Raw genomic sequence first — 25,560 nt, forward strand, 5'->3', positions numbered from 1 at the left:
GTTGATAAGAAATATTCGCACCCAAGACCCTCCAGCAGTACCCATGGAGCACAACTTGATCGACAACATAGCGCGCCAATTCTCCTCACCGAAGAAGGGCGTTCCGTTGATCTCGAACTTATCCCGCAGCGGGGCCCGGCGGCCGAAATGCTCGAGGACGAGATACAGCAGCTGGTCCACGCTCATGCGGCAGCTCTGCCGATTCCCAATTGACCCTATGTTCGTGGGTGCCATTAGCGTTTGCCGGGCCGCAAATTATCCGTCTGTCATAATTTGCAGATGCTCTCGGCATTAACCCAAGTTATATTTTGGGGTATGGGCAGAGAGCTAACTTTGCAGGTTCTGGTGGTCGGGGCCGGTGTCTTCACTGTGGCAGCATCCGTCGCTCTCCTTTTCGGCTTTTGATCTATCTTAATTATTGAATGACGCGCATCGGTGTTGCTTGCCAACGGCAGGACACCGAGTGGGCGCTATGATGCAGCCTTGGATGTTGCACACTTTGACGTGGGGATTGACCGTCGTCGGCCTGATCGCGATCCTGTCGATAGTGCTGTGACGCATGTAGGGAGTGGAGCGTCCCTTGCCGTCGCAGCCAGTCAATCCCGATACCGGCAGAACTCATCCCCGTTCTCGTACTCGACGCAGGTCTTCACGCGAGGACGGGGACGTACCTCATAGTAGTAGCGTCCTTCGTTCTGCTCCGCATACCCACGGCCGCGATCCATGTCATCGTCGTCCCGATGCCAGTTGCGCCCAATGGTTCGATGGTCCTCATCTCGATCCATCATAGGGCCCATCTGGCGTTGGCGCATTCGGTCACTGTCCATCCGGTCCTCGCCGCGCTGCCGCGTAGTCCAATCCCGATTAATCCGGGTGTCCTCAGCGCTTTGACGATCGCGCTCGCGAGCTTGGTCTGATTGCTGTGGTGATCGTTCAGGCTGAACGGGCTTGTTCTGAGCTTGATTTTGATCGGAACGCCGCTGCATCCGATCAGTATCGACCGGAGTGTTCTGAATTTGAGCTTGGTTTGGTTGCGGATTAAGCTGCCCTTTGATTTCGGTTTGAGACTGGTTTGTGTCCCTTCCGCTCTGCTGAGCAGATGCAGTGATGGGATACAGGCTCGCAACCAGGAGCAGCGGAAGGACGAAATCTGAACGACGCATGGTCATACCTCGCAGGGTTTGCTGTCTAACAGCGGACCTCAGCCTTCGTTCTTCTCCCGGAGATACTTTTCTGCCGGCCGCGTGTCGCTTTGGTCGGTCCTTCTGGCACTCCCATCGTGCGAGGCTCATGCAGTCGCACGAACTAGGAACGGTTCGACCCTGTTGATTGTTTTTTAGGACTGCGCCACCCGCCCTCTATCGCTGTCCTAAGTGTCGTCAGCCGCTAAGTCAGGCTGACAAGACTTGGAACATGGAGACCAAACGACCAAACGCTTTGCTCGCGTCTACAAATGCCAGTGCGGGGAACTGGTTTGGGACGGCTAGGAGCCTCAGAACGCGATGACGGCATGGGTCTCTTGATCCGCATGGCGGTCAGGGATGTGGCGGCTGGGATGGCTGACTAGGTGCGGGGAGGCCCATGCCTTTCGCCCGCATCGCAGCAAGTTGTCGGTACGCACTTGCCTGACGCTCAAGATCGGCTCTCAAGGCACTATTGTTCTCACCGGCAGCAAGTCGCTCGAAGGCAACTGCTCTTTCAAGGTAGTGCATCAAAGCGTCAATCATCTGCCTGTCTCCGGGCAGCATAGGGAACGCGACCGCAGCCGTTGCGACCTTGCAACGCTCACCAGGTCGGCGGTGCGTTGCGTGGTCTTCGACAGAACCAAGCCACTGACGCAATGACCGTTCCTCGCCAGCTTAGCCCTTAACCTGCATCAGCAAATCTTCAAGAACTCAGCGAGAGCAGCAGTTCGCAAGGAACGGCTGAGAATACGTCTAGTTGCCGGACATCGATGACATAGTGGTCCCTCCCCATGACTAACTCGGTCAACATCGTTGGCCGGGTTCTTCTTGCATCGGAGCGGGGGGGGGGGTCCTAGCCCCGCCGGCTACAACATGGGGCATTCTGTCGAGGCGCAGCGATCGTTCCTACCGCGCCGTGCGGCGAGATCCGACATGTTCATAACCGGCGTCAGATCATAGGCTAGGACGGGGGCCGTCATCTCGGCCGCTACTCTTGGAAGGAAGCCTCTCGCTCCCAATTCGGGGATACTGACAATCCCGGCCGTGGTAGACCGAGACCCCCCTCGGGGTCGATAATCGGATTCAGAGGTAGAATTTATCGATGTCTACCGTCGACTCTACGCCCAGTTTGGCGAAGTTTTTCGCAAGCCAGTCGCCCGCACATTTTCGCCCCTGGTCGCGAAGAAAAATGAGAAAGTTCCAATCGGCGTTATATTTGCTTGTGGGACTAAGTGCGCCCATGAATTCATCGTCGGCGATGCTGTGGATCAGCACACGCTTGAGCCCTCCATCGACTCGTTTTTGTGTGACAAGCTTGGTGACGAAACTGACCGCCCGCATTTCCCGCATTAGCGACGAATTGAAGCTGATCTCGTTGATGCGGTTCAAAATATCGACAGCGGCGCGCGGCACCTCAGTACGAATCAGCGGATTGATATGGACGATGACAATGTCGGTACTGTTGCAGTTGTAGATCAACGGGAAGAGCGCCGGGTTTCCCATATAGCCGCCGTCCCAATAAGCTTCGCCGTCGATCTCTACCGCGTGAAACATCGTGGGAAGACATGCTGAAGCCATCACGGCAGAGATTGAAATTTCCTTTCCGGCGAAGACCTTTACCTTGCCGGTACGAACGTTTGTCGCAGAGAGGAAGAGCTTGACCGGACAGTCCGGACGCCCCAACACGTCAAAATCGATCGATTGCTCGACCACTTCACGAAGCGGGTTATAGTCTGAAGGGTTGAACTCATATGGCGATAGGACGCGCGTCACGAACCCCATAAGGGAGAAAGCAGGCGACCAGGCCAGCTTGTGATCCCCCAGAATTTGATCGATGAAACTTGGCTGCAACGGTCCCAACTTGGCCGCGTCGCTGACGCGCTTCCAATAGTCCGTAAGCGCTTTGCGTGCCCCTTCGCGACCCCCGATCGCAAGCCCATAGGCAAAGACCGCCGCGTTCATTGCTCCGGCGCTGGTTGCACTGAGCCCCTCGAACGCTAGGTCTTTCTCGTCCAGGAATCGGTCGAGTACACCCCAGGTAAACGCACCATGCGCTCCGCCGCCCTGGAGGGCCAGATTGGTGGTCCGGACCAGGTTGGAGAATGCCGGTTCGTGACCGGCTCTCCCAGGGGCCCCAGGCGTTTCCGCCGACTTGTGCTCCGATGTTTCTTCCATTGCCGAACCGTCGCCCTGATCGCGCGCATGCACAAAGCATTCAATAACAAAGATTGCAGGTGCGGAAACTTACGTCGATCGATGTGAGTCACATGAGCGTTCATACCACAAATAGACGGCAGCTGACGCGACGCTCGCCCATATTTTTCAGAGTCGGAAGGCGACAGGCGATCCCGGCGCCGCGGCTGGTGGCGATGCCTCGAAATGCGCCCTTCGCTATACCAGTGACCTTCATCGCCGCGATCTTCACATCGACGAGCAGGCGATCGATGGTGGCGGCGCTGATAGCCAGAACACGATCACGGTCCGACTGGCCAAGCTGCAATCGGCCATGTTGCTCAAGGGCAGGCAGCAAGGTCGGGATCATCACCTTGAGCCGCTTGCCGCACACCCGATCCGACGCCTCCCACAGCGCCGTCAGCGCGTCCTTGATCGTCGCGCCATATCTGCGTCTTCGCTTTCTTGTTGCCTCGACCTCGCCCGGTCGAACCGTCTCGCGTCGCCGGAGCGCGCGCACCGCATGTTTGCGATGCCAGCCCGTCGTCGCGCACGTCTCGTCGAGGATCCGTCCCTTCTCCGCTCGTTCGGCCGACCGGTAACGCTCCGTTACCGCCGACACCACCTCGCGCCGCGCGCCCATGCTGATCTTTCCCGCCATAGACGCCACCGAACGTTTTCGATGGCACCGACCCAATCATCGGCGAGAAGTTGTCCAGTAACATTCTGGGTGAGGCAATGCGGGGTCGATATTGCAAGCCGAATGACAAAGTGCGTTGATCGATCACCTCTCCGAACTTGCGCAGCTTGAACATCAGCTTCGATTGGCTCGTCGGGCAGTCGCGCTCATAACCGATGAGACGACCGTGAAGAGTCTCGAAGAGTTCGCCGGTGAGTCCGAACAGAACGAGGATTGTTCGCACAAATATGGCCCCTGTTAAAAATCACTTCTCGAGATCGAAGCACTCGCCCGTGATGCAGAACTACGTCACTTTCTGACGGACGGTTCTGTTCCCAGAACTGAATGCAATTCCGTTATATTGTCAAACCTTAAAGTTGCGTTTATAGATAAACACAACTTTCCCCTAGAACCCGGGCGAGCGCGCTACATCTGATCGGTGGGAGGGGGTACCTGATCAGGTAGGCACTTCCTATCCAGCTTATGGCTGGGTAGGGGTCATGATGGGTCGTCGTCGCCAGTAGGACGATGTGCTGAACGTCCCGGCGCAACGGCGCTTAGGGGCATGAGGGAATAGCTCGTACTCCTCCCGCCGCCCTCGTCCTTCACGAGGATACCTTGATTTACGAGACCTTGGATGTCGCGCAGGGCCGTATCGGGCGAGCACTTTTCAATCGTTGCCCATTTGCTCGATGTCAGTTTGCCTTCGAACCCGTCCAGCAGACGGTTCAGCATATTGCGCTGCCGCTCGTTGACTTGAGCCGTGGAGTGCCGCTTCCAGAAGTCGGCTTTTTCGAGCACGGCTGCGAGGGTACTCTCGGCGCCACTGAAGGCGCGGTCGAGACAGCCCAGGAACCACTCAAGCCAGGGTGTGATGTTGAGATCGCCTTTCTGCGTGGTCTCCAGCAAGTCGTAGTAGATCTTGCGCTCGCGCCGTATCTGAGCCGACATGCTGTAGAAGCGTTGCGGTATTCCTTCGGAGCGGGCAAGCGATATGTCGGCGATGGCACGCGCGATACGTCCATTGCCGTCCTCGAATGGGTGGATGGTCACAAACCAGAGATGCGCGATCGCAGCCTTGATTAGTGGGTCGATGTTCTCTTCGGTATTGTACCAGTCGAGAAACGCAGTCATTTCGGCATCGAGCTTGTCGGCAATCGGTGCTTCGTAGTGCACGCGCTCACGTCCGTAGTCACCAGAGACGACCTGCATCGGTCCTGACGAGGCATCGCGCCAGGCTCCAATAGCGATCTTCTTCATGTTGCTGCGGCCGGTCGGAAACAGCGACGCATGCCAGCCAAACAACCTTTCCGCCGTGAGCTCGGCTTTGAACTTCTGGGTAGCGTCGAGCACCATCTCGACAACGCCCTCGACGTTGCGATCGGCTGATGGCAGAGCGCCTGCGTCCATGCCGAGGCGACGCGCCAGCGAAGAGCGCACCGCGTCCTTGTCGAGTTTTTCCCCCTCGATTTCACTGGACTTGAGGACTTCTTCCGTCAGGCTCGTGAGGACAGCCTCCTCCTGCTGGGGGAAGCCGAGCGCCTGCATCCGACCGATGAGCTGGCCTTGGCGAAGCCGCACGGCCGCGAGTTGCTTCGCCAAGGCGTCGCCATCCCAGGAAAATTGAGGCCAATCAGGTAGTTGGTGGATATAGTCCCGCATTCCCCGCACTCCTTGCGGAGAATATGGCGGCCTTTCCCCTCAACCGCAAGGCTAATTACCGCAAAATATGCGGGGAATGGCGCCAATTCTCCGCATCGGACCCGACCCGCCAGCCCCGAAACAGGATCCGTTGGAGCTTCCGCCTGACGCCCTCCTTTGAACTTCCACCAAGAAATCCAAGCCGCCGAGGGATCGCCGGGTGCTGTCTCCATCGCCAAAGACGTCCGCCGATGGCTGCGCGCGAGTTCGCGCGCTTATACCCATTTCGCGAAGTGAGTATAACACGCCGTTTTTCAGATACGGGGTCGATGCGCACCGTCGAACATTGCGATCGAGTAGGGCGGTCGATTCGTTCTCTCCCAATCGGTACCGGCTCGTGCGCGGCGCACATCGAAGCGAGCTCGAATTGATCCAGCTTGATCGCGCCGTTCACAGTCTATTGAGCAGCTTCCTCAAAGACGCCGAGATTGGCGCATCAACGATCTCGCATCGATAGGCTTGATCGACGCGGATCTCGTAACCGATTTTTATTCAGGTTGAATGCGATGGCGTCTGCCGCTTTTCATCTCGCCGCGCTCGTTCGCGAGAGTTGAGTGGGTCGGAAAATGTTCCGGCGAAAATCTAGGTCGGCCAGATCGTCGTCGTGCTCGGCATCGTGCCGTCTCGACGTGGGGCACAACGCAATGGACCTGCCGCAGCTCTCGGCTATCAGCAGCGCCTCGGTGACCCCTGGTTCTTGATTGTCGGCTATCGTGTTTATCTGCCCTGGCGATTGTTCGAATGGTGGTTTGCCTATGAGGGCTATGCGCCCGAGGTGTTCGAGGAAGGTTGAGCGATCGCTGCAGCTGACGACATCGCGGGCGCGGTTTTTGCGATCCTCAATTCGGTGTGGCGCGCGCGCCAAAGCCAGTTGGTGACGACTTACGGTTCGGCACGCTGGGCAACGCCGAAGCAAATCAAGGCGGCCGGCCTGTTCGCGTCCAAAGGCGTATCTGGGGCGCCCCGGGAATAACTATCTGCGCCACGATGGACCGGAGCACGTCATGTGCTTTGCGCCGACTCGCTCGGGCAAGGGCGTGGGGCTGGTGTTACCCACATTGCTGTCGTGGACCTCGTCTGCGGTGGGTGCACGACATCGGCCGAACCATGGCTCAACTGTGAGATCCTGAGCGAATGCTGGATACCTGCGATTCGTGAGAGCTTGTTCACGATAAGGTCTTCAAGAGCGTCGACGTCTGATACCATGACGCAAAGGAGATAATCGCTATCGGGTGATCGGGGATCCCGCGGCAAAAGCGCCATCGTTCCAATCATCAGCTGCTTTGCCGATGTAGCAGGGTGAAGCGCGTGTCGATGACGGCTTGTTCCGATTCGGCACCAGAGTGCGCGAGCCGCGTGATGATCAGTCGCGCAGCTTCCTTCCCGATGAGGTCGCCGGGCGGGCGGATCGTCGTCAATGACGGATTTGCGGCCGCGCTGAAGCTCAAATCGCCGAAGCCCATCACCGACAGGTGCTCGGGGATCGCAATGCCAGAGCGCTGACATTCGAAGATCACGCCAAGTGCGATATGGTCGTTAGAGCAGGCGATTCCATCGACGTTTGGAAAGCGATGCACGGCCTCGCCGAGCAGCATGGCGCCAACTTCGGCGCTCGCTGGTGCAGGGTGCTGGATGACCTCTGCCGTGACATCAGGCGCGTTTCGCGCCGCTTCGACGAAGCCTTGGGCGCGCCGAGCCGCGCGGTGATCCTCATGCAGGCGGGCGCCGAGAAACAATAATCGCTTGCGCCCGCGCTGAAGAAGATGCGAAGCAGCGGCATGACCGACCTGGTCGTGGTGAAAACCGACCGCCATGTCCATGGTCGGGGAACCAAGCTCCCAGATTTCGACAATCGGCACCTTGCTGTCGCGGAGCAGCCTGCGCGTTGCGGCGCTGTGAGAAAGGCCAGTCAATACGACAGCGGCAGGGGCCCAGGCGAGGGCGGTGCGGACGAGATTCTCCTCGTCGTGTTCTCTGTACTCGCTGTGGCTGAGCATCACCTGCAGCCGCTGCTTGCTGAGCTCTTCCTGCAGGGCCGCGACGGTCTCGGCAAAGAACGCATTGCGGACGGATGGCACGATGATGCTCACGACGCGCGACGAGGCGGCCGCCAAGCCACCAGCCATCAGGTTCGGCACGTAGTCGAGCGCTTCGATAGCGCGTGCGATCGCCTCGCTCGCCGACGCCGAGACCGCATCGGGCTTTCTAAAATAGAGGGACACCGTGGAAGGCGACAGCTCTGCGCGCGCCGCTACATCCATGATCGTGACCCGTTGCATCTTGCGCCGGGTGCGTAGGGGCTTTGATGCGGCCATTGCAATGGTGGCTCAAGATAATAGCGCTATTATGTATCCGAAGCCCTGAAAGGCTACAACCGCATTCTGTTTACCGAGCGATATAGTGAGTATGACCAGCTAGATAAGATAGTACTCCCGTCTTCATCCGCAGGATCGAGCCGGTGAGGGTCCGTCGTTGATTTCTAAAAATCGCAGCGCTACTATGAAACATCACGGCGCTGAAAGAACCGTCGGGACGGGAGAACGGGCTCATGGCTTCGGTCAGCCTGCGCAAGCTTGAGAAAAGCTACGGCGCGTTTCGCGTCGTCAAGGCGATCGACCTCGATATCATGGATGGCGAGTTCGCCGTCCTCGTCGGTCCGTCTGGGTGCGGCAAGTCGACCACGCTGCGCATGATCGCCGGCCTCGAACGCATCACCGGCGGCGAGATCCGGATCGGCGACCGCATCGTCAACGATCTGCCGCCGCGCGAGCGCGACATCGCCATGGTTTTCCAGGACTACGCGCTCTACCCGCACAAGACCGTGCGCGAGAACATGGGCTTCAGCCTGAGGGTACGCGGTGCGAATGCGGCGGACGCTGACGCCAGGATCAGGGACGCGGCGGAGATGCTCGGCATCACCCATCTGCTCGACCGCCGGCCGGGACAGCTCTCCGGCGGTCAACGTCAACGAGTCGCGATGGGCCGCGCCATCGTACGGCGGCCGCAGATCTTCCTGTTCGATGAACCGCTCTCCAATCTCGACGCAAAACTGCGTGGTCAGGTGCGTACGGAGATCAAGCGGCTGCATCAGACGATCGGGACCACCATCGTCTACGTCACCCACGATCAGGTCGAGGCGATGACTTTGGCCGATCGCATCGTCATCCTGCGTGGTGGCGACATCGAACAGATCGGAACGCCCGAGCAAGTCTACAATCATCCGGCTAGCGTTTTCGTCGGTGGCTTCGTCGGCGCTCCCTCCATGAATTTTGCGAAGGCCAGGGCCGCTCAAGGCTATCTCGAATTCGCAGATGGCAACCGTCTGCCGCTTGCGGGCATCGCCGGCACAAAGCTCTCGGCGGCCGACGGGCGTGAATTCATCGTCGGAATCAGGCCCGAGCATTTCACGTCCCTGACGTCCGATGACGGCCTAAACAGCCAGGTTCAGGTCGTTGAGCCGCTCGGCTCCGATACGCTGGTGCATTTTGCAATGGGCGGCGCGACATTGACAGCACGGCTGCCGCCCGAGTTGCGCCCGCAGGCCGGCGAAGCGATCAAGCTGGGGCTGGACCCCGCGAAGATTCACCTGTTCGATCCGGAGACGGAGCGCGCCTTGCATTAAAGAGCGCGCAGCGAAACCAACTGCAGGCCAGTCAAGCCGCAACAAAGCGGCGATTTTTTCCGGGAGGACGGCATGAGTTCAGAGCGCATTTCAAGGCTGGCGGGATTGATGCTCGCGTGTGCAGCGACCGCATTCGCAACCAGTGCATCCGCCGAAACCAATTTGAAGGTCTTCGTTACGAGCCAAGGACAGCCCGCTATCTGGCGCACGCTACTCGATCAGTACGAAGCGCGCAATCCGGGCATCAAGGTCGGTATCGAGCTGGGCGGTACGACCTCCGACATGCAGGCCCAGTATCTTAACACGGTGCTCACAGCGAAGGACTCTTCACTCGACGTGTTGATGCTCGACGTTATCCGTCCGGCACAGTTTGCGGCAGCGGGCTGGACCAGCCCGGTCGCAACCGACATGTCTTCCTATCTGCGTGCCTATGCCGAGGCGAACACGATCGACGGCAAGGTGGTGGCGCTGCCCGCCTTTGCGGATTCCATGTTCCTCTATTATCGCAAGGACCTGCTGGACAAATATGGGCTCCAGCCGCCAAAAACCTGGGACGAGCTCGCGGACGCCGCGAAGAAGGTTGCGGACGGCGAGAAGAATCCGAACTTGCAGGGGCTGTCGTTCCAGGGCAAGGCGATCGAAGGCGCGGTCTGCACCTTCCTCGTGCCGTACTGGAGCCAAGGCAAGGTGGTGACCAAGGACGGCAAGCTCGATTTCGATCGCGAGGCGGCGACCAAATCGCTCGCGCTGTGGAAGGGCTTTGCCGACAGCGGTGTTGCCAAGAAGAACATTGCCGAGGTCGCGACCGACGATACGCGCAAGGAATTCCAGGCCGGCAACGTCCTATTCGCGGTGAACTGGGCCTATGCATGGGCGATGTCGCAGGGCGCCGAGTCTGCGGTATCAGGCAAGGTCGGCGTCGCACGGCTTCCGGCAATCAAAGGCGGCGAACAGGCGACCTGCCTTGGCGGCTGGGAGTGGAGCGTTTCCGCTTTTTCCAAGCATCAAGACGAGGCGAAGAAGCTGATTGAATATCTGTCGAGTCCCGAAGTTTCCAAATACGTGGCCATCAACGGCTCGTTGCTGCCGACCTACGGCAAGCTCTATAAGGACGCCGACGTGACCAAGGCGGTGCCCTGGTTCGCCGAGGCGCAAGCCATCGTCGAGACCGCAAAGCCGCGGCCGGTGACGCCGCGCTACAACGAGGTCAGTGAAGCGATCCGGACCACGGTCAATGCGGTGCTCGCGGGTGCGACCACTCCGGCGGACGGCGCCGCCCAGATTGAGGCCCGGCTGAAGCGGATCATCCGCTAAGGCGCGTATTGCAATCCGGATCAGACCTGGTGACAATGAAATCGACGTTCAAAAGCGAGGCCGATCGCGCCGTCATGCGGCGTCCGTGGCTGTCGCGCTGGTCCGATCCTGACGACACTACGCTTGCCGTGATACTTTTGGCGCCCGCAGCGATCCTGCTCGGCGTGATGATCGTCTATCCGGTGAGCCGGCTGATCTACACGAGCTTTCTCGACCTGTCGCTGACGTCGGGCCTGCCGGCGCGGTTCGCGGGGCTCGCGAACTTCAAGCAGATGCCTGATGATCCGGTGTTCTGGCAGGCGACCTGGAACACGGTGCTGATCACGCTCATCACCGTGCCCGGCTCGCTCGTTGTCGGGTTCGCACTCGCGCTGCTCGCCAATCTGCCGTTCCAGATGAAATGGCCGGTGAGGCTCTCGCTGCTGATCCCCTGGTCGCTGCCGCTCTCCTTTGCCGGTCTAATCTTCGGTTGGTTCTTCCATTCCGAGTACGGCGTCGTCAACGATGTGCTGCGCCGGATCGGTCTGCCCGGCGTGATCTGGTTCAACTCGCCGCGGCTCGCCTTTGCCGCGATCTGCCTTGCCATCATCTGGAAGGCCTCGTCCTTCATGGCGATGATCATTCTCGCAGGCCTGCAAACCATTCCGCGTTCGATTTACGAGGCCGCCGACGTCGACGGCGCTGGGCGCGTGCGTCGGTTCTTCGAGATCACGCTGCCGCTGCTCAAGCCGACGATCGTCGTCGCGCTGATCTTCCGCACCATTACCGCACTGCAGACCTTCGACATTCCCTACATGATGACGGGCGGGGGGCCGGGTACCGAAACCGCGACGCTCGCCATGTACATTCATCAGAACACCGTTTCGTTCCTCGACCTCGGCTACGGATCGGCGCTCGCAGTTGTGATGTTTGGCCTGTCGATGCTGGTAACCGCGCTTTACCTGCGCATGATCCGCGGCAACGGGGCCGCATCATGAGCACGGCTGTCGCCTCCACGTTCGACGCGGCTCTCTCAGGCAAGCCGCTGCGGGCCATCGCCTCGTTCATTCTCGTCGTCAATGGCCTGTTTCCGGCTCTGTGGATCCTGCTGACCTCGTTCAAGACCGAGGCCGAGCTCACACAAAAGCCGATCACCTGGCTGCCGCAGGCAGCGACGCTGCGAAACTACTTTCAGGCGTTCTCCGATCAGCCGCTGCTCACCTTTCTGTTCAACAGCTTCATGGTCGCGCTGCTCTCGACCGCGCTCACGCTGCTGGTCTCGGTGCTCGCGGCCTATGCGCTCGCGCGGCTGAACTTGCGGTTCAGGGGGCTGATCATGGCCGTCATCATCGCGGTCTCGACCTTTCCCCTGGTGACGCTGCTGGTTCCCCTGTTCGAGACCATGCGCGCGCTCAATTTGCTGAACTCGTGGACAGCATTGATCCTGCCCTACACCGTGCTGAGCCTGCCCGTATGCACCCTGGTGCTGACGTCCTTCTTCGAAGGCATTCCGCGCGATCTTGAAAACGCCGCCATGATCGATGGCTGCACGCGGTTTGGTGCGCTGTTCAGGGTGGTGGTGCCGCTGTCGGCGCCCGGCGTCTTCACGGCCGGCATCCTCGCCTTCGTCAACGCCTGGGACGAATTCTTGCTGGCCCTGTCGTTTAACTCCAATCCGGGATTGCGGACACTGCCGGTCGGTATCCAGCTCTATCAGGGTGAATTTGCGTTTCCTTGGCCGGTGATCTCGGCGGCGCTCGTCGTCGGGATCGTCCCCGTCGCGATCCTGATCATAATCTTCCAGGAGCGTGTCGTCTCGGGGCTGACCGCAGGTGGCATCAAGGGCTGACGGAAAGGCCGAGAGGAATGCACTTGAAACTCGAGACGACCCCGTCTGGCTTTGCGCTATCGATCTCGGGCCGCCAGATTCTCGCCCACAGTGCCGCGGCGCCATGTTTTTTTGTCGGCCGAGGCAACGACAGCATCGAAATGCACCGCGGCCGCTTCGCGATCGAGGATCGCCTAGCCGAACGCTGTCCGCTCGCGCATGCCGAGATCGACGGTAACACGATCATGCTGTCCTCGGCCAAGGGCCAGCCTGCTCGCCTCGCGGTGACGCTTGAGGGCGATGCGCTGAAGCTGCGGTCGCTCGATCCCTCTGTGAACCGGTTCTGGCTGCGTGTCGTGGCCAACCGTAACGAGCATGTCTGGGGTGGCGGTGAGCAATTCTCCTATTTTGATCTGCGTGGACGACGGTTTCCGTTATGGAGCTCGGAGCCGGGCGTCGGGCGCGACAAGACCACCGCGATTACCTTCAAGGCGGACGCGGTGGGCCACGCCGGCGGCGACTACTATCACACGAACTATCCGCAACCGACCTACATCTCCTCGGCGCGTTATGCGCTTCACGTCGAGACGTCAGCCTACACCGTGTTCGATTTTCGCGAGGACGGGTTTCACGAGATCGAGGCCTGGTCCGTTCCTGAACGCATCGAGCTATTTGCGGCGCCGTCGTTTGTCGCGCTGGTGGAGATGCTGTCCGCGCGATTCGGCCGTCAACCGCCGCTTCCAGAGTGGATTTACAATGGCGCGATCGTCGGCCTGAAGGACGGCGCGAACTCCTTCGCTCGCCTCGCGAAGATGTGCGCGGCCGGCGTCAAGGTTTCCGGTCTCTGGTGCGAGGATTGGGTCGGAATTCGGCCGACCGCCTTTGGCGCGCGATTGTTCTGGGATTGGAAGGCCAACGAGACGCGTTATCCGGGCCTGCGGCAGCGCATCGCCGAATTGAACGATCAAGGCATCCGCTTCCTCGGTTACGTGAACCCGCATCTCTGCAACGATGGCGTCCTATTCGAGGAGGCCGAAAATGCCGGATTCTTCGTCAAGGACGCCTCGGGACGAACGGCCCTGATCGATTTCGGCGAGTTCCACTGCGGCACCGTCGATTTCACCAATCCGGATGCCGCGGCATGGTTCTCGGAGGAAATCATCGGCAAGAGGATGCTCGACTACGGCCTATCCGGCTGGATGGCAGATTTCGGTGAGTATCTGCCGGTTGACGTACGTCTCGCCAGCGGCATCGATGCAAGACTTGCGCATAACCTTTGGCCGACGCTGTGGGCCGAAGTGAATGCGAATGCTGTGGCGAGCCGCGGCCGCACCGGCGAGGCCGTGTTCTTCATGCGGTCCGGCTTCACGGGTGTGCAGAAGTGGTGCCCGTGGCTCTGGGCCGGCGATCAATCGGTCGACTTTTCCAGGCATGACGGGCTGGTCACGGTGATCTGCGCCGCCCTGTCGTCGGGATTGCTCGGCAACGCGTTTCACCATTCCGACATCGGCGGCTATACTAGCCTGTTTGGCAATTTGCGCACGCCCGAGCTGGTGATGCGTTGGAGCGAGATGGCAGCCTTCACGCCCGTCATGCGCAGCCACGAAGGCAACAGGCCTCGTGACAATCTGCAGCTCGACGGCGATCCGGCGGTTCTCGAGCATTTTGCCAGGATGACCGCGATCTACGTTCACCTCTCGCCTTATCTCAGGACGTTGTCGCTGGAAGCTGCGCGCCGGGGCCTTCCAGTGCAACGTCCGCTGTTTCTTCATCACGAAGATGATCGGCGAACCTACGGCATTCAGGATTGCTACCTTTATGGCCGCGATCTGCTCGTCGCCCCCGTCTGGCAGGCGGGCCAGGATCAGCGGAGCGTCTACCTTCCGTCAGGGACCGATTGGACTCATGTGTGGACCGGCCAGTCATTTGCCGGTGGGCACGAGACATCGGTCGCCGCACCGTTGGGGCGACCACCGGCGTTCTATCGCGCGGATAGCGAATTCGAGGCGCTCTTTGCGGGATTGCGCCGGGTGTAGCGGCCCTGTCGGCGTCCGGAGAAGACGTCAGCAATGGGTCCAAGAGCGGAAGTAGGCGCCTCTGCACTTCAGAACCTCAGCCACTGCTCCGTCTAAGTATAAATGAAGAGCATTCCGTGGGGCAGCCGTGTCTACGGCTTCGCCGCAACACGAGATGCTGGCCGACGTCTCCGGGTCACAAGCGGGCATCCTCGTGCTGTCCGACGTGCGGCCCGAAAGCCAGCATTAGGTCGATTGGGAGAGGACAGTTCAACAGGAAAGCGGCGGTCGACTTACTCAAACAAACCTCCAGGCGGCATGCAGCGCTCGGTCGAGCGGCTGCGATTTCGTTGCGTTGTGGTGAGCAGCACCAACCCTGGCGATCAAGCCTATCGAGAGTAACTCCGTCATCGTGGGCTCAGCGTAAGCCGAGAGTCGCTCCGGTCGAATTTCTGGATTTGATGAGCATCCATTGGGTAGAGCTCGGCTACGCGATCCACTCAATACACAACCACGTACTTCGATTGCCGAATGGCTGACGACCGTCGGGATGCTCGAATACGCGACGCGGTTCGCCGAGAACGACATCGACGTTTCGGTGCTCGGCCAGCTCACCGATCGCGACCTGAAGGAGCTGGGCGTCTGGCTTGGTGACCGGCGCAAGCTGCTGGCGAACATTGCCGAATTGTCGGCGTCGGGCGCCAGTCCGATGGCGACCGCACCGGCGCCAAGCGGCGACGGGCGGTATTAGTAGTTTGAAGGACGGGCTGTGGATTGTTGAGCGCCCCGAGCGGAGCATGTGCCGGAGAGCCAAGTAGGAACCATTGGCAGAAAGGAGATTTGGTTTACTAGATGCATTTCGAAGGGTTTACGTATGGCGATCGCTGCTTTTAGAGGAACAACGCCGCTGTTTCTCCCTGAACGTTTTTTCATCGGGCGGCTAGAAGGTTGGGCAGTGCTCGAAAGTCTAGTTGGTGGACTACTGAAGCGCGCAACGATTGCTGGTCACGGCGAACTAGATGCGGAGACTGATACAGTGCTTTTCATCGAGGCATATACATTTGACGATGGTCATAGCGACACTCTGCATTGGACGATCCGAAAAGGTGAAGAGGGCAAGTACACGGGCCTGGAAAATCGACTGGAAGGTGAAGCCATTGGGGAGCAAGCCGGTTGCGCATTCCATTGGAAATACACGCGCGATACACCGCAAGGGGACGGCAAATCGTTCAAGTTGAATTTCGACGATTGGTTTTATGGAATCGATGAACAAGCTTGCATAGTCCGGGGCCGTGCTGGCCGTGCTGGCATCCCATTTGCGACGGCGCACGTTACTTACCACAAGCTTTAGCTTCTGGTGTACGCCGCTGCCACGGTCCCCGGCCACTGGCGCAGCCGCACAACGGCATGACGCCGCTGGCTACTTTAGTTAGAAGCTGGCCAGCCGCGCAACCGCAGCCTGTAACCGTGCTCGGTCATCCATTTGGCGCGTTCGAGATGACTTTCAAAAGCCCGACGGGCGCGGGTGGGTTCGCGCTTGGGATCAATGTGCAACACGAGCTGCGCCACCTCGCGCCAATCGGCCCCGCCGCGTCGGCATCCAGCAGACGCAGATACGTGACGGCGTGTTCATGGTCGTAAGGGGTCAGGGCGGCTGTACCAGTCGGCGCTGTGTCCGCGACATCTGGATTGGCAGGAATAATTCGCATTCATCGAGCCTCAAGAAGGTGGCTAGTGGCCCGCCATTCTGCGCGAATGTCCCGCCACTCATAGTGTCGATTTCAGCACCACGTTGTCGCGCGCCATGGAAAACTGCCCCCTCATATTGCCTCAGATGACAATGTTACCGAAGCGCACCCTGGTGTTTTTCTGGATCGGCTGCCGCGAGTCGGAGCAAGCTGCTCGCGAAGCGCGCCCTACAGAGCGCCGTAGCGAGCGAGCGGCTTGCGGTGCTTCGGCGAAAGAACCTGTAAGGATTTAAATACTAAGGCACGAAGCTTGGCCCGATAGTGTGATCTCTGTGCTGCTGATGAGCTGTCGAGCGGCCTTTGATCGCCAATTCTTGACCAATCGCTGCACCGTGCGCCGCTGATGGCCGCTGAACCGACCGGGCGCATGCGCTTCCAGCCGGGAGAGAAGATCGACCGCGGACAAGTGCGGAGCCGCGGCGAGCCATTCCTCGATGATGGGAATGTAGGGGTCGAGCATCGATGGCCGACGTGGCACAGGCTTGCGCCGCACATAGCGACGACGATGAATGCCCCGCTGCTCACCCTGTTTCCAACCGTCGCCGAGCTCTCGGGCAAAGGCCGCTAAGTCGCTATGCCCCTGCGCGACAGTCATCGCTGGCTTTCCAGCCCGTTGATCGACGCGCTTACCCAGCTCATTCTGAGCGTCCCGCATTTGTGCCAGCAATGCCACCGGATCAAGCGTCCGGTAAATCTCCCGCAGCCGACCTTTGAATGCCTCATTGAGCCTCGGGTGGACCAATGCTCTTTCGTACGGCGTAGCGGGAGGAAGATAGCGCTTGATCATCTTGGCACCTTCGCGGTGCTTCTCCTTCAGCTTAAACGAGGGCTGGAAGAAATTGATGTGCAGCCGTGCCGCAGCAAACAGGCGAGCTAATGAGCGAGCGGCCATCAATGCCTTCAAACCGCCCGTAGCCCACCAGGCGGCGAACGATAGCTCCGTTCTTTTGTTCAACGAATGCCTGATCGTTCTTCTTGTAGGCCCTGGAACGAGTGACTTCGACGTCGTGAGAACGGCACCACGACACGACCGTGTCGTTCATGAAGGCGCTGTCGTTATCAAAATCTAGCCCCCGAATGGGCCAGGGAAATAGGTTCTGCGCCCGCTCGAGAGCTTCGATCACAAGAGCTGCTTCACGCACGACGAGCGGAAAGCATTCGGTCCACCCCGTTGCGATATCCACCATTGTTAGCGTCTGAATGAACGCGCCAGATACGGACATGCCGCCGTGCGCAACCAGATCCGCTTCGCAGTACCCCGGCGGAGGTGATCCCCAGTCATTGAATGTACGCACCGGGACTTGCCGCCGTACGGCACTAGAAAAGCCCGCCCGCCGTCGGCGCCCTCCGGCTGCTGCGATCTTTACGTCGCTCAGCAGGCGATCGATCGTCGCCGCGCTCACCTTCAAAACCTTCGACCTCTCATCGGCAGAAAGCTTCAATCTGCCGTGCCGTTCAAGTGCCGGAAGCAAAAACGGGATCATCGCGACGAGCCGCTTACTGCAGAGCCGGTCAGAGGCGTCCCAGAGCACAATCAGTGCAACGCGAATGGAAGCTCCGTAACTGCGGCCCCGTCGCCGCGGCACGGCCGATCCCGATGCCCCGTCCACCGACAGTGCTCGGATCGCGTGCTTACGATGCCATCCCGTAAGGGCACACAGCTCGTCCAGGATCCGTGCCTTCTCGAGCCGTCCGCTCGCCCGATAACGCTCCACCAGCGCTGATGTGATCTCGCGCTTTGCGCGCATGCTGATCTTCCCTGCCATACCCGCCACCGAACTGATTCGGCAGCTCCGCCCCAGACACGACAGGAAAGTTGTCCGGTAACATTTTTAGTGAGGCAATGCGGGGGGCAGTTCCGGAAGGCGTTTGACACCACGTGGTGCGCCGCCCCTACCACTCTCCCGGCGGTCCTAGAAATCCCGCTCCTTGGGCGCTACGCACGGCATTTTGATTTACCGGGCGTTTTTCGCCGCCCCCGCGGCCAGAGCTTAGGGGCGCGGCCCCTCGGCGCGGCGCAACGGCAGGCCCGCCGGTTTTGGCTCCCCCACGCGCTCCGCGCGCGGTCCCCCCAAAAAAGTTGCTTCAGCCCTTGCCCTTGCACACCTCGCTGCTCGCCCACGAGGGCTGGGGTTATGGCGGCTCTTTGCCGCGCACAACCCCCCGCCGCAAGGAAAAAACCATGAGCAACAGATCCAACAAATCCGCCGAAGCCCGCAAAATCGTGATGGTGCCGCTCGAGCCACGGAACACACCGAGTCGCCACTCGCCACGATCTCCGCGACGATCCGCGCCTTGTCCTCGTCGCTCCACTTCCGCCGACGACCGGCTCCGGTGAAGACCTCAAGCCGCCGCACTGGCTCCGTGATAGCAGTATGCACTGTGTCCATTCTAAGCCTAACGGTCCAAACCGAACCGCAGACTCGCAGATCGCAGGTGGTCACTGAACAGCGCTTACGCTTTAGTGGACGAAGGGAAGACATCAAAGAATTGAAGGCTCACTCCAAGACGCGGACGCCGGTCGTCAAAATCGCGAAGATGACCAGGCGAAGCGAGGTTCGCTATGTCAGAAGGCACTGTCCCTAGGGATTGGTCTCGGCCATTAGCGGTAGTTGGGAGCCTTGTCTACGATGCTCGGCGTTTTACTCAATCGTCGGCCATGTCGGACTGAGAGCGGCGCACAATCTATTGTCGCGAGCGATTGGCGCGCGCGTCGATATACAACGCGGCGGTAAAGGTGAAGGCTAAAGCCAACACGCCCACTCCTGCCGTAACCAACAGGCCTGCAAACATGGTTCGACCATTATTGCTGCAGGCTCGGGACGACAATTCACGTTATGCTACGGGCGTGAAACAAACAGGGCGAATGCGCTGTTTCCCCGTGAATGTAGTACCTCAGTTACAGCATTTCCCAGTAATCGCTGCTAGGCATCTGGGATCCAGAGGAGGTCCAGCGTGTCAACAGATGCTCAAAACCCCGACCGGGACCAAAGCCGCGCGAAGGTTGTGCCGGGTTACACGGGTTTCCACCTTTCTCCCTCCACCCTCAATGAGGCAAAGTCGGCAAAAGCGGCGGAAGGTTCCACTGACTATTACTTTCCGGACAGATGGAGTTGGGGGGCGCCCAGGTCGTCCAAATTTTGGTAGAATTCGGTCGAGCCTACCAACCGTGATTTCCTTGTAGATGAAGCGGGTGAATCAATCGCAACTACCGCGAGAGATCAAGGACCAAAGCCACCGGATTTAGCGCAATCTTATTGCGCAATCGGCTGAGGATGCCGCGAAGCATCAGAGTTTCCGAAGCGGTGCCTGCACTTTCTCCGCGGTGGGCGAGTCAGATCGCTCGTCAACGGGTCCGGACCCCCGAGATTGCCCGAGCGGCCCGGCTAGCGGACTTGGATCGCCGGGCGAATCCTTCTCTCCGCGCCTGCGTTTCAACGCCAGCCCGACCACTCCAAGAAACACCAGAACTGTACCGGCCACCATAAGCCAGTACGGGTAGCCTGTTCTCAAATCGAAAATTTCGTCCATCGACATGAAACTTAGTATAAGTCGGCAACGCGCTCGGCGTACAGGCTGCGCGCGGCGCTGCAGCCTTTACCTGATCGAGCATGAACTGAGCTCTGAGACGCTTGCAGGCGTTCTCGATATCCAGTCTTGCTCGATAACTGCTGACACCAGGAACGAGGCCTACAAACTCCGCACGAAAGTCGCCCACGTCCCCCACAGGTTTGATCAGGATGTTTTTTGGATCAAACCCGACGGCATCGGCGAGAAGGAGTTCGAGCTGAGCAGCACTCCTCTCCTGCATCGATCGTTTCCTTCAGCCTGTGCTTACGCTGCCTAACGGATCGGATTTTTCCTCTTCATAGCTTCGATCCCGGCTTCGGTGATCTTGTATCGCCGAAAACGGGCATCTTCTTCGATCCAACCCTTGCAGCGACCAAGCTGAGCGTTGAGCATTTGTGTGATCGTAAGTAAGCAGATGGCGAGATCTGCCGAGGAGTGGTCACGGGGTCCCGTCAGAGAGGAAGTTGCCAAAATTATTCGGCCCACCTGAGCAAACTTGGATTTGGAAGTAGCAACGCTGAGACGAGCAGGATCGGACATTCGTCCGAAACAAAGGCACCCATCGCTGATAAGATGCGCTCGCGTAGCCTGGAGGTCAGTGAGCGCGCTAAATCGCGTTGTGGCATATCCGGCGGCAGGCCCAGACAATCATTCTGTGAGCCGACCAGGATGAGGCTCGGGGCGCTATCCCCGAGTGCGCAACCATGGAACAAACAAGGCCTACCCGCGCTTAACCAAGTCAGGAGGCCGGCTATGTTGCGACTAAAGCCGTCTCGCCCTATCCGCACGACGCTCGATCTTGCCGACGCGAAGCAGGTGAAGTCTGTTCGGAAACGTTTCGGCATCTCCGATGCTGATTTGATTCGGACTGCCGACAACATCGGTAATTCATGCCGCCATACCGAAGCAAGTTGAACTCGAAAGAGTGGCGGCACTTGAATACTGCAGCTCCAAGAAAGAGCCCGCGTCCCTAGCGTAGAAATCTGCAGCCCTTCTATTAAGGAGGAAAATGCCATGAACGGCCTCATTTACCTGATAGGGTTGATAGTTGTAGTCGCGGCTATTCTTTCGTTCTTTGGCTTACGATAACGCCTCGCAGGCCGCTTGAGAGGCCGACCCAGCTGCTTGGCGCCGTTGAGCCTTTCGAGCGGCGAGCGCCAGACGGTCGCTGGGCAGACGCTGTGCTTTTTGAGACGCGCGAGAACACGCTTCCATGAGACAACTAAAATTAGCGATTCCGTAAAATGGATGATCCACACCAAGTAAACACGATCATTGCGACGACGATCGCGGATTTCTTCAAGGGACATCCTGACGCACAATGTGGAATTGAAGAAGCTAAGCTCTTGGGAAAGCAGATTATTGAAGCCCTGGAATGAGGCGGGCCTCCAGGTTAACCCAGTTGATCCGGCGCGGCCGTCCGCTAACTCCGCCTCATGATTTGCCCAGGCGCTCATAGTTGCACCGCTTTTCACGGTCGAACGTAATTCGAGCAAAGCCGCCTAGCCGCAAAGGTCGCGGTCATGGAAAACGAGCAGGAGTTAAAGCATCATATTGAGCTGGCTACACGCGCTGCGGCCTACATTAAAGATGAGACCACGGTGCAGCGGCTATTGCGATTAGCGCAGGATTAAGCGGCTCTTTGCGGCGCCGCGGCGGCCACAAATCAGGGCGAGGGCTTACGAGCTCTGGGAACAGAGTGGGTGCCCTTCGGGGCGCGATTGGGATTTCTGGCTCCAGGCTGAGCGGACAATCGTCGACAAATTCAGCCGAGATGACGACACAAGGTAGTAGCCCAATGACGCCGTTGCTTTGGCCCCACCCGCTTCATGGGAAAAATCACGATCTGTTTTGCAGCGGGACGCCCCTGGAGGAGCGCTGGCCGGAATGTACAGCGAAGTAGATCTTGAGCAACGGCACGAGCCATGTACGCTCGACGACGAGCGGTCTTTGATAATTCTGTTTGAGCGAGAGACGAACGTGTTTGACTGGATCAAAGCTGACCCGCGACGGAAGGCAGTCCGAGAGGATCGGCAATATGTTGTTGGCCGAACGCAGCGCTTCCTACGAAGTTACTTATCGTCAGATGGGTCCGGCAAGCAACGGTTCGTCCCGTCATTGATCCGCTTGCGGAGGACGCACAGATGGCCAGAGCCACTGCTGAAGCTGCGCTCGTGGTAGTGAAGCGCCGGATCCGTCGTGGAAATGACGGGGAAGACCATTCGGCCATTTTCATCACGGATGCTTACGCTACTGTAGCAATGGCATATCGTCGCGCCGCGGGCACATATACGATCGATCAGGACATGCAGCAGCTTGGCACCGCTGCAGTCCATCTTCTGACCATTGCGACGTCCTACATGACAGCTCACCCTCCAGCCGGAGGAAGTTGAGAGGCCAGCGCTCAGCCCTGCGGCTTATGTATTCGGATAGAGTAGAGATATGCGGGCGCGCCTCGGCCCAGCGGGGCGACAGTGTCCTTATCGTTAGCGTCCAACTAGGTTCAATAAAATCCAATTAGCGCTGAGTTTCCGTCACCTAAGCTGTGGGACCATCCACGTCAGTCCACCTTCGTCCTGTAAAATCCCAAACAGAATGTGGTATGGAATGTGGTATGGACCGGCGGCAACCACAGAAGGCTCTATCTGCTCTGCGAATTAACAAGCTGACTCAGCCGGGCCGATATGGTGATGGCAACGGCTTGTACTCGTCGTCGATCCATCCGGTGCAAAGCGATGGGTCCTTCGAACTGTTGTCCGAGGCAAACGGCGCGACATCGGCCTTGGCGGTCTGCGCCTAGTCTCCCTGGCTGAAGCGCGACAAAAAGCACTGGCGTATCGAAAACTGGCCAGAGAGGGTGGGGACCCCATCGAAGCCAAGCGCTCAGCCCGGGCGAAGATTCCAACATTCGCGGAAGCCGCGAGATCCACGATGGAACAGCGCCGCGGTGGTTGGAAGAAACGGTAAGGGCATGCCGATCAGTGGATGAAGAGCTTGGAAGGCAATTGAAAGCATCGAAACAGCAGACGTGCTGCTGGTGCTGTCACCAGTCTGGCTTTCTAAGCCGGAAACCGCGCGGCGCATCCGGCAACGGATAGCAACAGTCCTGGACTGGGCGAAGGCTGCTGGGTACCGCAAGGGCGACAATCCAGTCGACGGCGTCCGAATGGGGCTTCCTCGGCAGAACGAGAAGCGCCGCCACTTCGATGCGATCCCCTACGCCGACGTACCTGCCTTCGTTAAGCGGCTCCCCGAGGCGCCTACCGCCGAGTTCGCGCGACTAGGGCTTTAGTTTCTGATCCTAACTGCTGCTGCTCGAACGAACGAGGTGTAGAGAGCCCAGTGGGGTGAGGTGGACCTGGAAATGGCGACTTGGGCAGTCCCCGCCGGCCATATGAAAGCGGGACGAGAACACCGTGTCCCGCTGGCGCCGCGCGCAGTCGAGATACTTCGCGCCGCCCGCGCCTTGAACAGCGATTCAGGTCCGATCTTCCCAGGACGAGACTTGAGCTCTCCGATGTCGAACATGGTGTTTTTGATGATGCTGCGCCGATTGGGCGTCACCTCACGGTCCATGGCTTTCGTTCAGCGTTTCGGGACTGGGCCGCAGATACGTCTTCATCGGTTGCGGTTAGGGCCATCAGCCAACAACAAGACCCGCTCCTTGAAGATGCGCACGATGACTCCGAGCTTGCCGCCCGTAGTCGGCCACGACGACCCTTTCTTTTGGCGAACTCTCCTTGAGATATTCTGCCGGACCTATATCGCCGCTTGCGGCCGTCCACCGGAATGGTCGAAAGAACGTAAGGTGGCTCTAGGATTTGACCTGATCCAAATTTGGGAGGAGCATTTCAAGCAAAAAGAGATGGAGCCGAAAGGAGGCTTTGAAGACCTTGCGAGAGAAAGACCCCTACAAGACTAAATATAAGGAGGGGGGAGGTGGAGGGTCAGTCTGAAGGCTGTATCCGATGTCGCCAAACAGATCGAACCTATGGAAGAAATGAGCGGCGGACACCCCATGATTCGCCTGGCGCGACATTACAGCGATCTATTCCTGCCGGCGCTCGATCAGCACAACGGGAACCCAACATAACTGGTTTGCCGATAGGGCTCAGACAACAGGCACATTAATTCTCCCTGTTTTTAGTTCGAAGGAAAGCAGACGCTCACGGCATTCGACATTGCGTGAGGTTCTGCATGTCTGACACAAACTCTCGAGCCCTGTGGCGGCTTAGCGAAATTATTAGGCCCTATGGGCCATTGGCGTTGGCGAGGAGGACGTGGTGGGCCGGGGTCAAGTCCGGTCGCTTTCCCGACCGGTGAAGCTCGGGCCGCGCATCACCGCTTGGCGCGATAGTGACATTCAGAAGCTCATCGATCACGGCATCGAGCCGACGCTCGGAAACGCTGCGCATCCTCATAAAAAGGCCGCGGAGCCGCGGTCGTGAAGAAGGATCTTAATCGAGAACAAGATCTTGCAACGCCATTTGAATTGCAACTCGGCGGGGCGCGAACCGCATTTCGCAGTGGTTGCGTGTTCTCAGCAGGGCCGGCGCCGCGACGGATTACGATCTTGTCAAGTTGTTGGCTGAATGCGCTAGGCGCGACGAAAGAATCAGCGAACTCATGAGGCTGAATCTTGCCAGCGCCCAGGGACCTGATCCGCGGAGGGCATTATGGCCAGCGGTTATTATCGCACAAACAGGCCGAACACATGGCTGCTCCGACCAATCCTGCGACGTGAAGATTCTTCTTGCCAACCCGGAGCCGTCCACACCCACAGCGCTGCTATGTCCGATCCCCAAGAGATGACCCGACCAAGAGCATGCTGCTGCCCAGGGCAGCCTTTGACCCGCACCGGACTTCGGTCGGTTTTAACGCGGCGCGAACTCCGTGGGATCACGGCTCCTTGTCCCATAACGGCCGGAATGTGGCGCTTGCGCCGCCCGCTCGCCTATTTATTTCCCCTTCTCCGCCCAGCTTAGAGCGCGTTTCGTATCCACGTTTGACGCAACGCCCTCAGTACTGAAGAGAGTTCCTTGCGTCCGGTGGAGCAAGCGATGCGTACCGAATTGTCCTTTCACTGCAAGCTGCGCCACATGCTTGTTGCTGTTGCCATCGTTGGCCCCGTGGTGCTGACGCCCGAAATGGGTGCGGCCGAGGGCTTGCTTGATTTCTTTTTCGGTGGCGGCCAGAAGCAACAGCAGCAGACCTCGTCTTTTAACAACAATCCGCAATCACCACCGCCGCGGCCGGTCGTCGTAAGCGCGGGACCTGCTTTCTGCGTGCGCAGCTGCGACGGCAAATATTTTCCGCTGATGCGCGGCGCGGCGTTGCCGGCGCAGATGTGCCAAGCCTTCTGTCCGGCAAGCCCCACCAAAGTGTTCTTCGGCTCCAGCATCGACAGAGCCTATACCGCAACCGGCGAACGATACGGCGATAGCGAAAACGCCTTTGCCTATCGGAAGGCGCTGCGAGCCGATTGCACCTGCAACGGCCACAATCCCGCCGGTCTTGCGTCAGTCGATCTCGCGATGGACGGCTCGTTACGCTCGGGCGACGCGGTCGCTACCGCTGACGGGCTCGTCGCCTATTCCGGCATACGGGTCGGCAACGACCAGAGCCCAGATTTCACGCCATTAGCGTCTTCCGAGTTGACGCGCACGCCGCTTCCGGCGGCGACCATCACGCCGAAGCCGGTGCCTGGGCGCGACTAACGCATAGATGCGGATTGATGTTGCAATCAAT

24 protein-coding genes and 2 pseudogenes are annotated in these 25,560 nt (G+C 59.2%); 17 read left to right on the forward strand and 9 right to left on the reverse strand.

Annotation, left to right across the window (positions count from 1 at the left end; translation table 11 throughout):
• Positions 1–596: 596 nt before the first annotated feature.
• The 4 genes from ACVW16_RS01265 to ACVW16_RS01280 all read right to left on the reverse strand — a co-directional run bounded on the left by ACVW16_RS01265 (position 597) and on the right by ACVW16_RS01280 (position 5,697).
• Complete coding sequence (locus tag ACVW16_RS01265; RefSeq protein ID WP_456705376.1) at positions 597–1,163, reverse strand: hypothetical protein; 567 nt, start codon at positions 1,161–1,163, stop codon at positions 597–599.
• 1,104 nt (positions 1,164–2,267) lie between these two features.
• A complete protein-coding gene (locus ACVW16_RS01270) occupies positions 2,268–3,392 on the reverse strand; it encodes a patatin-like phospholipase family protein (protein WP_456705375.1) in 1,125 nt (374 codons plus the stop codon).
• A 67-nt stretch (positions 3,393–3,459) separates the two neighbouring features.
• Complete coding sequence (locus ACVW16_RS01275) at positions 3,460–4,017, reverse strand: hypothetical protein (RefSeq protein WP_456705374.1); 558 nt, start codon at positions 4,015–4,017, stop codon at positions 3,460–3,462.
• 516 nt (positions 4,018–4,533) lie between these two features.
• Positions 4,534–5,697, reverse strand: coding sequence for a Fic family protein (locus tag ACVW16_RS01280; protein ID WP_456739249.1), 1,164 nt, complete (start codon positions 5,695–5,697; stop codon positions 4,534–4,536).
• Positions 5,698–6,340: 643 nt separating this feature from the next.
• Between ACVW16_RS01280 and ACVW16_RS01285 the strand changes: the two genes are divergently transcribed.
• Together ACVW16_RS01285 and ACVW16_RS01290 are read left to right on the forward strand one after the other, a co-directional pair.
• Positions 6,341–6,529: a hypothetical protein gene (locus ACVW16_RS01285; RefSeq protein ID WP_456739248.1), complete on the forward strand. Its 189-nt coding sequence runs from the start codon at positions 6,341–6,343 to the stop codon at positions 6,527–6,529.
• Positions 6,530–6,740: 211 nt separating this feature from the next.
• Positions 6,741–6,866 (forward strand): type IV secretory system conjugative DNA transfer family protein, encoded by a 126-nt coding sequence (locus ACVW16_RS01290; protein WP_456802203.1) that lies wholly within the window; start codon positions 6,741–6,743, stop codon positions 6,864–6,866.
• Between the two features lie 144 nt (positions 6,867–7,010).
• On the opposite strand, the gene ACVW16_RS01295 is transcribed toward ACVW16_RS01290, so the two are convergent.
• Entirely contained in the window at positions 7,011–8,051 is a 1,041-nt protein-coding gene (locus ACVW16_RS01295) for a LacI family DNA-binding transcriptional regulator (RefSeq protein ID WP_456739246.1), read from the reverse strand.
• Between the two features lie 233 nt (positions 8,052–8,284).
• On the opposite strand from ACVW16_RS01295, the gene ACVW16_RS01300 reads away from it, so the two are divergent.
• The 7 genes from ACVW16_RS01300 to ACVW16_RS01330 all read left to right on the forward strand — a co-directional run bounded on the left by ACVW16_RS01300 (position 8,285) and on the right by ACVW16_RS01330 (position 15,845).
• The gene (locus tag ACVW16_RS01300; protein WP_456739245.1) at positions 8,285–9,358 is read left to right on the forward strand and encodes an ABC transporter ATP-binding protein; all 1,074 of its coding nucleotides are present in this window, start codon (positions 8,285–8,287) and stop codon (positions 9,356–9,358) included.
• A gap of 108 nt (positions 9,359–9,466) precedes the next feature.
• Positions 9,467–10,672, forward strand: a complete 1,206-nt coding sequence (locus ACVW16_RS01305; protein ID WP_456739334.1) for an ABC transporter substrate-binding protein — start codon at positions 9,467–9,469, stop codon at positions 10,670–10,672.
• 35 nt (positions 10,673–10,707) lie between these two features.
• Positions 10,708–11,649 (forward strand): carbohydrate ABC transporter permease, encoded by a 942-nt coding sequence (locus tag ACVW16_RS01310; RefSeq protein ID WP_456802222.1) that lies wholly within the window; start codon positions 10,708–10,710, stop codon positions 11,647–11,649.
• Complete coding sequence (locus ACVW16_RS01315) at positions 11,646–12,500, forward strand: carbohydrate ABC transporter permease (protein WP_456739244.1); 855 nt, start codon at positions 11,646–11,648, stop codon at positions 12,498–12,500. Before ACVW16_RS01310 ends, ACVW16_RS01315 begins: the two co-directional genes overlap by 4 nt.
• Positions 12,497–14,515, forward strand: a complete 2,019-nt coding sequence (locus ACVW16_RS01320; protein ID WP_456739332.1) for an alpha-glucosidase — start codon at positions 12,497–12,499, stop codon at positions 14,513–14,515. The genes ACVW16_RS01315 and ACVW16_RS01320 overlap by 4 nt, the downstream gene beginning before the upstream one ends.
• A 451-nt stretch (positions 14,516–14,966) precedes the next feature.
• Complete coding sequence (locus tag ACVW16_RS01325; protein ID WP_456705537.1) at positions 14,967–15,245, forward strand: SAM domain-containing protein; 279 nt, start codon at positions 14,967–14,969, stop codon at positions 15,243–15,245.
• 123 nt (positions 15,246–15,368) lie between these two features.
• Positions 15,369–15,845 (forward strand): DUF3833 family protein, encoded by a 477-nt coding sequence (locus ACVW16_RS01330; protein WP_456705536.1) that lies wholly within the window; start codon positions 15,369–15,371, stop codon positions 15,843–15,845.
• 74 nt (positions 15,846–15,919) lie between these two features.
• On the opposite strand, the pseudogene ACVW16_RS01335 reads toward ACVW16_RS01330, so the two are convergent.
• The 4 genes and pseudogenes from ACVW16_RS01335 to ACVW16_RS01350 all read right to left on the reverse strand — a co-directional run bounded on the left by ACVW16_RS01335 (position 15,920) and on the right by ACVW16_RS01350 (position 18,725).
• Positions 15,920–16,203, reverse strand: a pseudogene (locus ACVW16_RS01335) (DNA -binding domain-containing protein).
• 268 nt (positions 16,204–16,471) lie between these two features.
• Entirely contained in the window at positions 16,472–17,134 is a 663-nt protein-coding gene (locus ACVW16_RS01340) for a hypothetical protein (RefSeq protein ID WP_456802204.1), read from the reverse strand.
• A complete protein-coding gene (locus ACVW16_RS01345) occupies positions 17,061–18,008 on the reverse strand; it encodes an integrase catalytic domain-containing protein (protein WP_456802205.1) in 948 nt (315 codons plus the stop codon). The genes ACVW16_RS01340 and ACVW16_RS01345 overlap by 74 nt, the downstream gene beginning before the upstream one ends.
• A gap of 225 nt (positions 18,009–18,233) precedes the next feature.
• Positions 18,234–18,725, reverse strand: coding sequence for a transposase (locus ACVW16_RS01350; protein ID WP_456734507.1), 492 nt, complete (start codon positions 18,723–18,725; stop codon positions 18,234–18,236).
• Between the two features lie 1,840 nt (positions 18,726–20,565).
• Here ACVW16_RS01350 and ACVW16_RS01355 point away from each other — a divergent pair.
• From ACVW16_RS01355 to ACVW16_RS01390, 8 genes and pseudogenes are all read left to right on the forward strand, one after another.
• Positions 20,566–20,727 carry a hypothetical protein gene (locus tag ACVW16_RS01355; RefSeq protein WP_456705533.1) on the forward strand — a complete coding sequence of 54 codons (162 nt, stop codon included), beginning with the start codon at positions 20,566–20,568 and terminating at the stop codon, positions 20,725–20,727.
• A gap of 329 nt (positions 20,728–21,056) precedes the next feature.
• A complete protein-coding gene (locus ACVW16_RS01360) occupies positions 21,057–21,191 on the forward strand; it encodes a hypothetical protein (RefSeq protein ID WP_456705532.1) in 135 nt (44 codons plus the stop codon).
• A gap of 286 nt (positions 21,192–21,477) precedes the next feature.
• The gene (locus ACVW16_RS01365; protein ID WP_456802223.1) at positions 21,478–21,603 is read left to right on the forward strand and encodes a DUF2934 domain-containing protein; all 126 of its coding nucleotides are present in this window, start codon (positions 21,478–21,480) and stop codon (positions 21,601–21,603) included.
• 353 nt (positions 21,604–21,956) lie between these two features.
• Positions 21,957–22,205 carry a hypothetical protein gene (locus ACVW16_RS01370; protein WP_456739243.1) on the forward strand — a complete coding sequence of 83 codons (249 nt, stop codon included), beginning with the start codon at positions 21,957–21,959 and terminating at the stop codon, positions 22,203–22,205.
• Between the two features lie 364 nt (positions 22,206–22,569).
• Positions 22,570–22,779: pseudogene (locus ACVW16_RS01375) on the forward strand (integrase arm-type DNA-binding domain-containing protein); the annotation flags it as partial.
• Between the two features lie 61 nt (positions 22,780–22,840).
• Complete coding sequence (locus ACVW16_RS01380) at positions 22,841–23,104, forward strand: phage integrase central domain-containing protein (RefSeq protein ID WP_456739242.1); 264 nt, start codon at positions 22,841–22,843, stop codon at positions 23,102–23,104.
• 225 nt (positions 23,105–23,329) lie between these two features.
• A complete protein-coding gene (locus tag ACVW16_RS01385; protein WP_456705530.1) occupies positions 23,330–23,734 on the forward strand; it encodes a hypothetical protein in 405 nt (134 codons plus the stop codon).
• 1,138 nt (positions 23,735–24,872) lie between these two features.
• Positions 24,873–25,529, forward strand: a complete 657-nt coding sequence (locus ACVW16_RS01390; protein ID WP_456705529.1) for a DUF2865 domain-containing protein — start codon at positions 24,873–24,875, stop codon at positions 25,527–25,529.
• Positions 25,530–25,560 lie beyond the last annotated feature (31 nt).

This window comes from Bradyrhizobium sp. USDA 4474, from assembly GCF_054057515.1.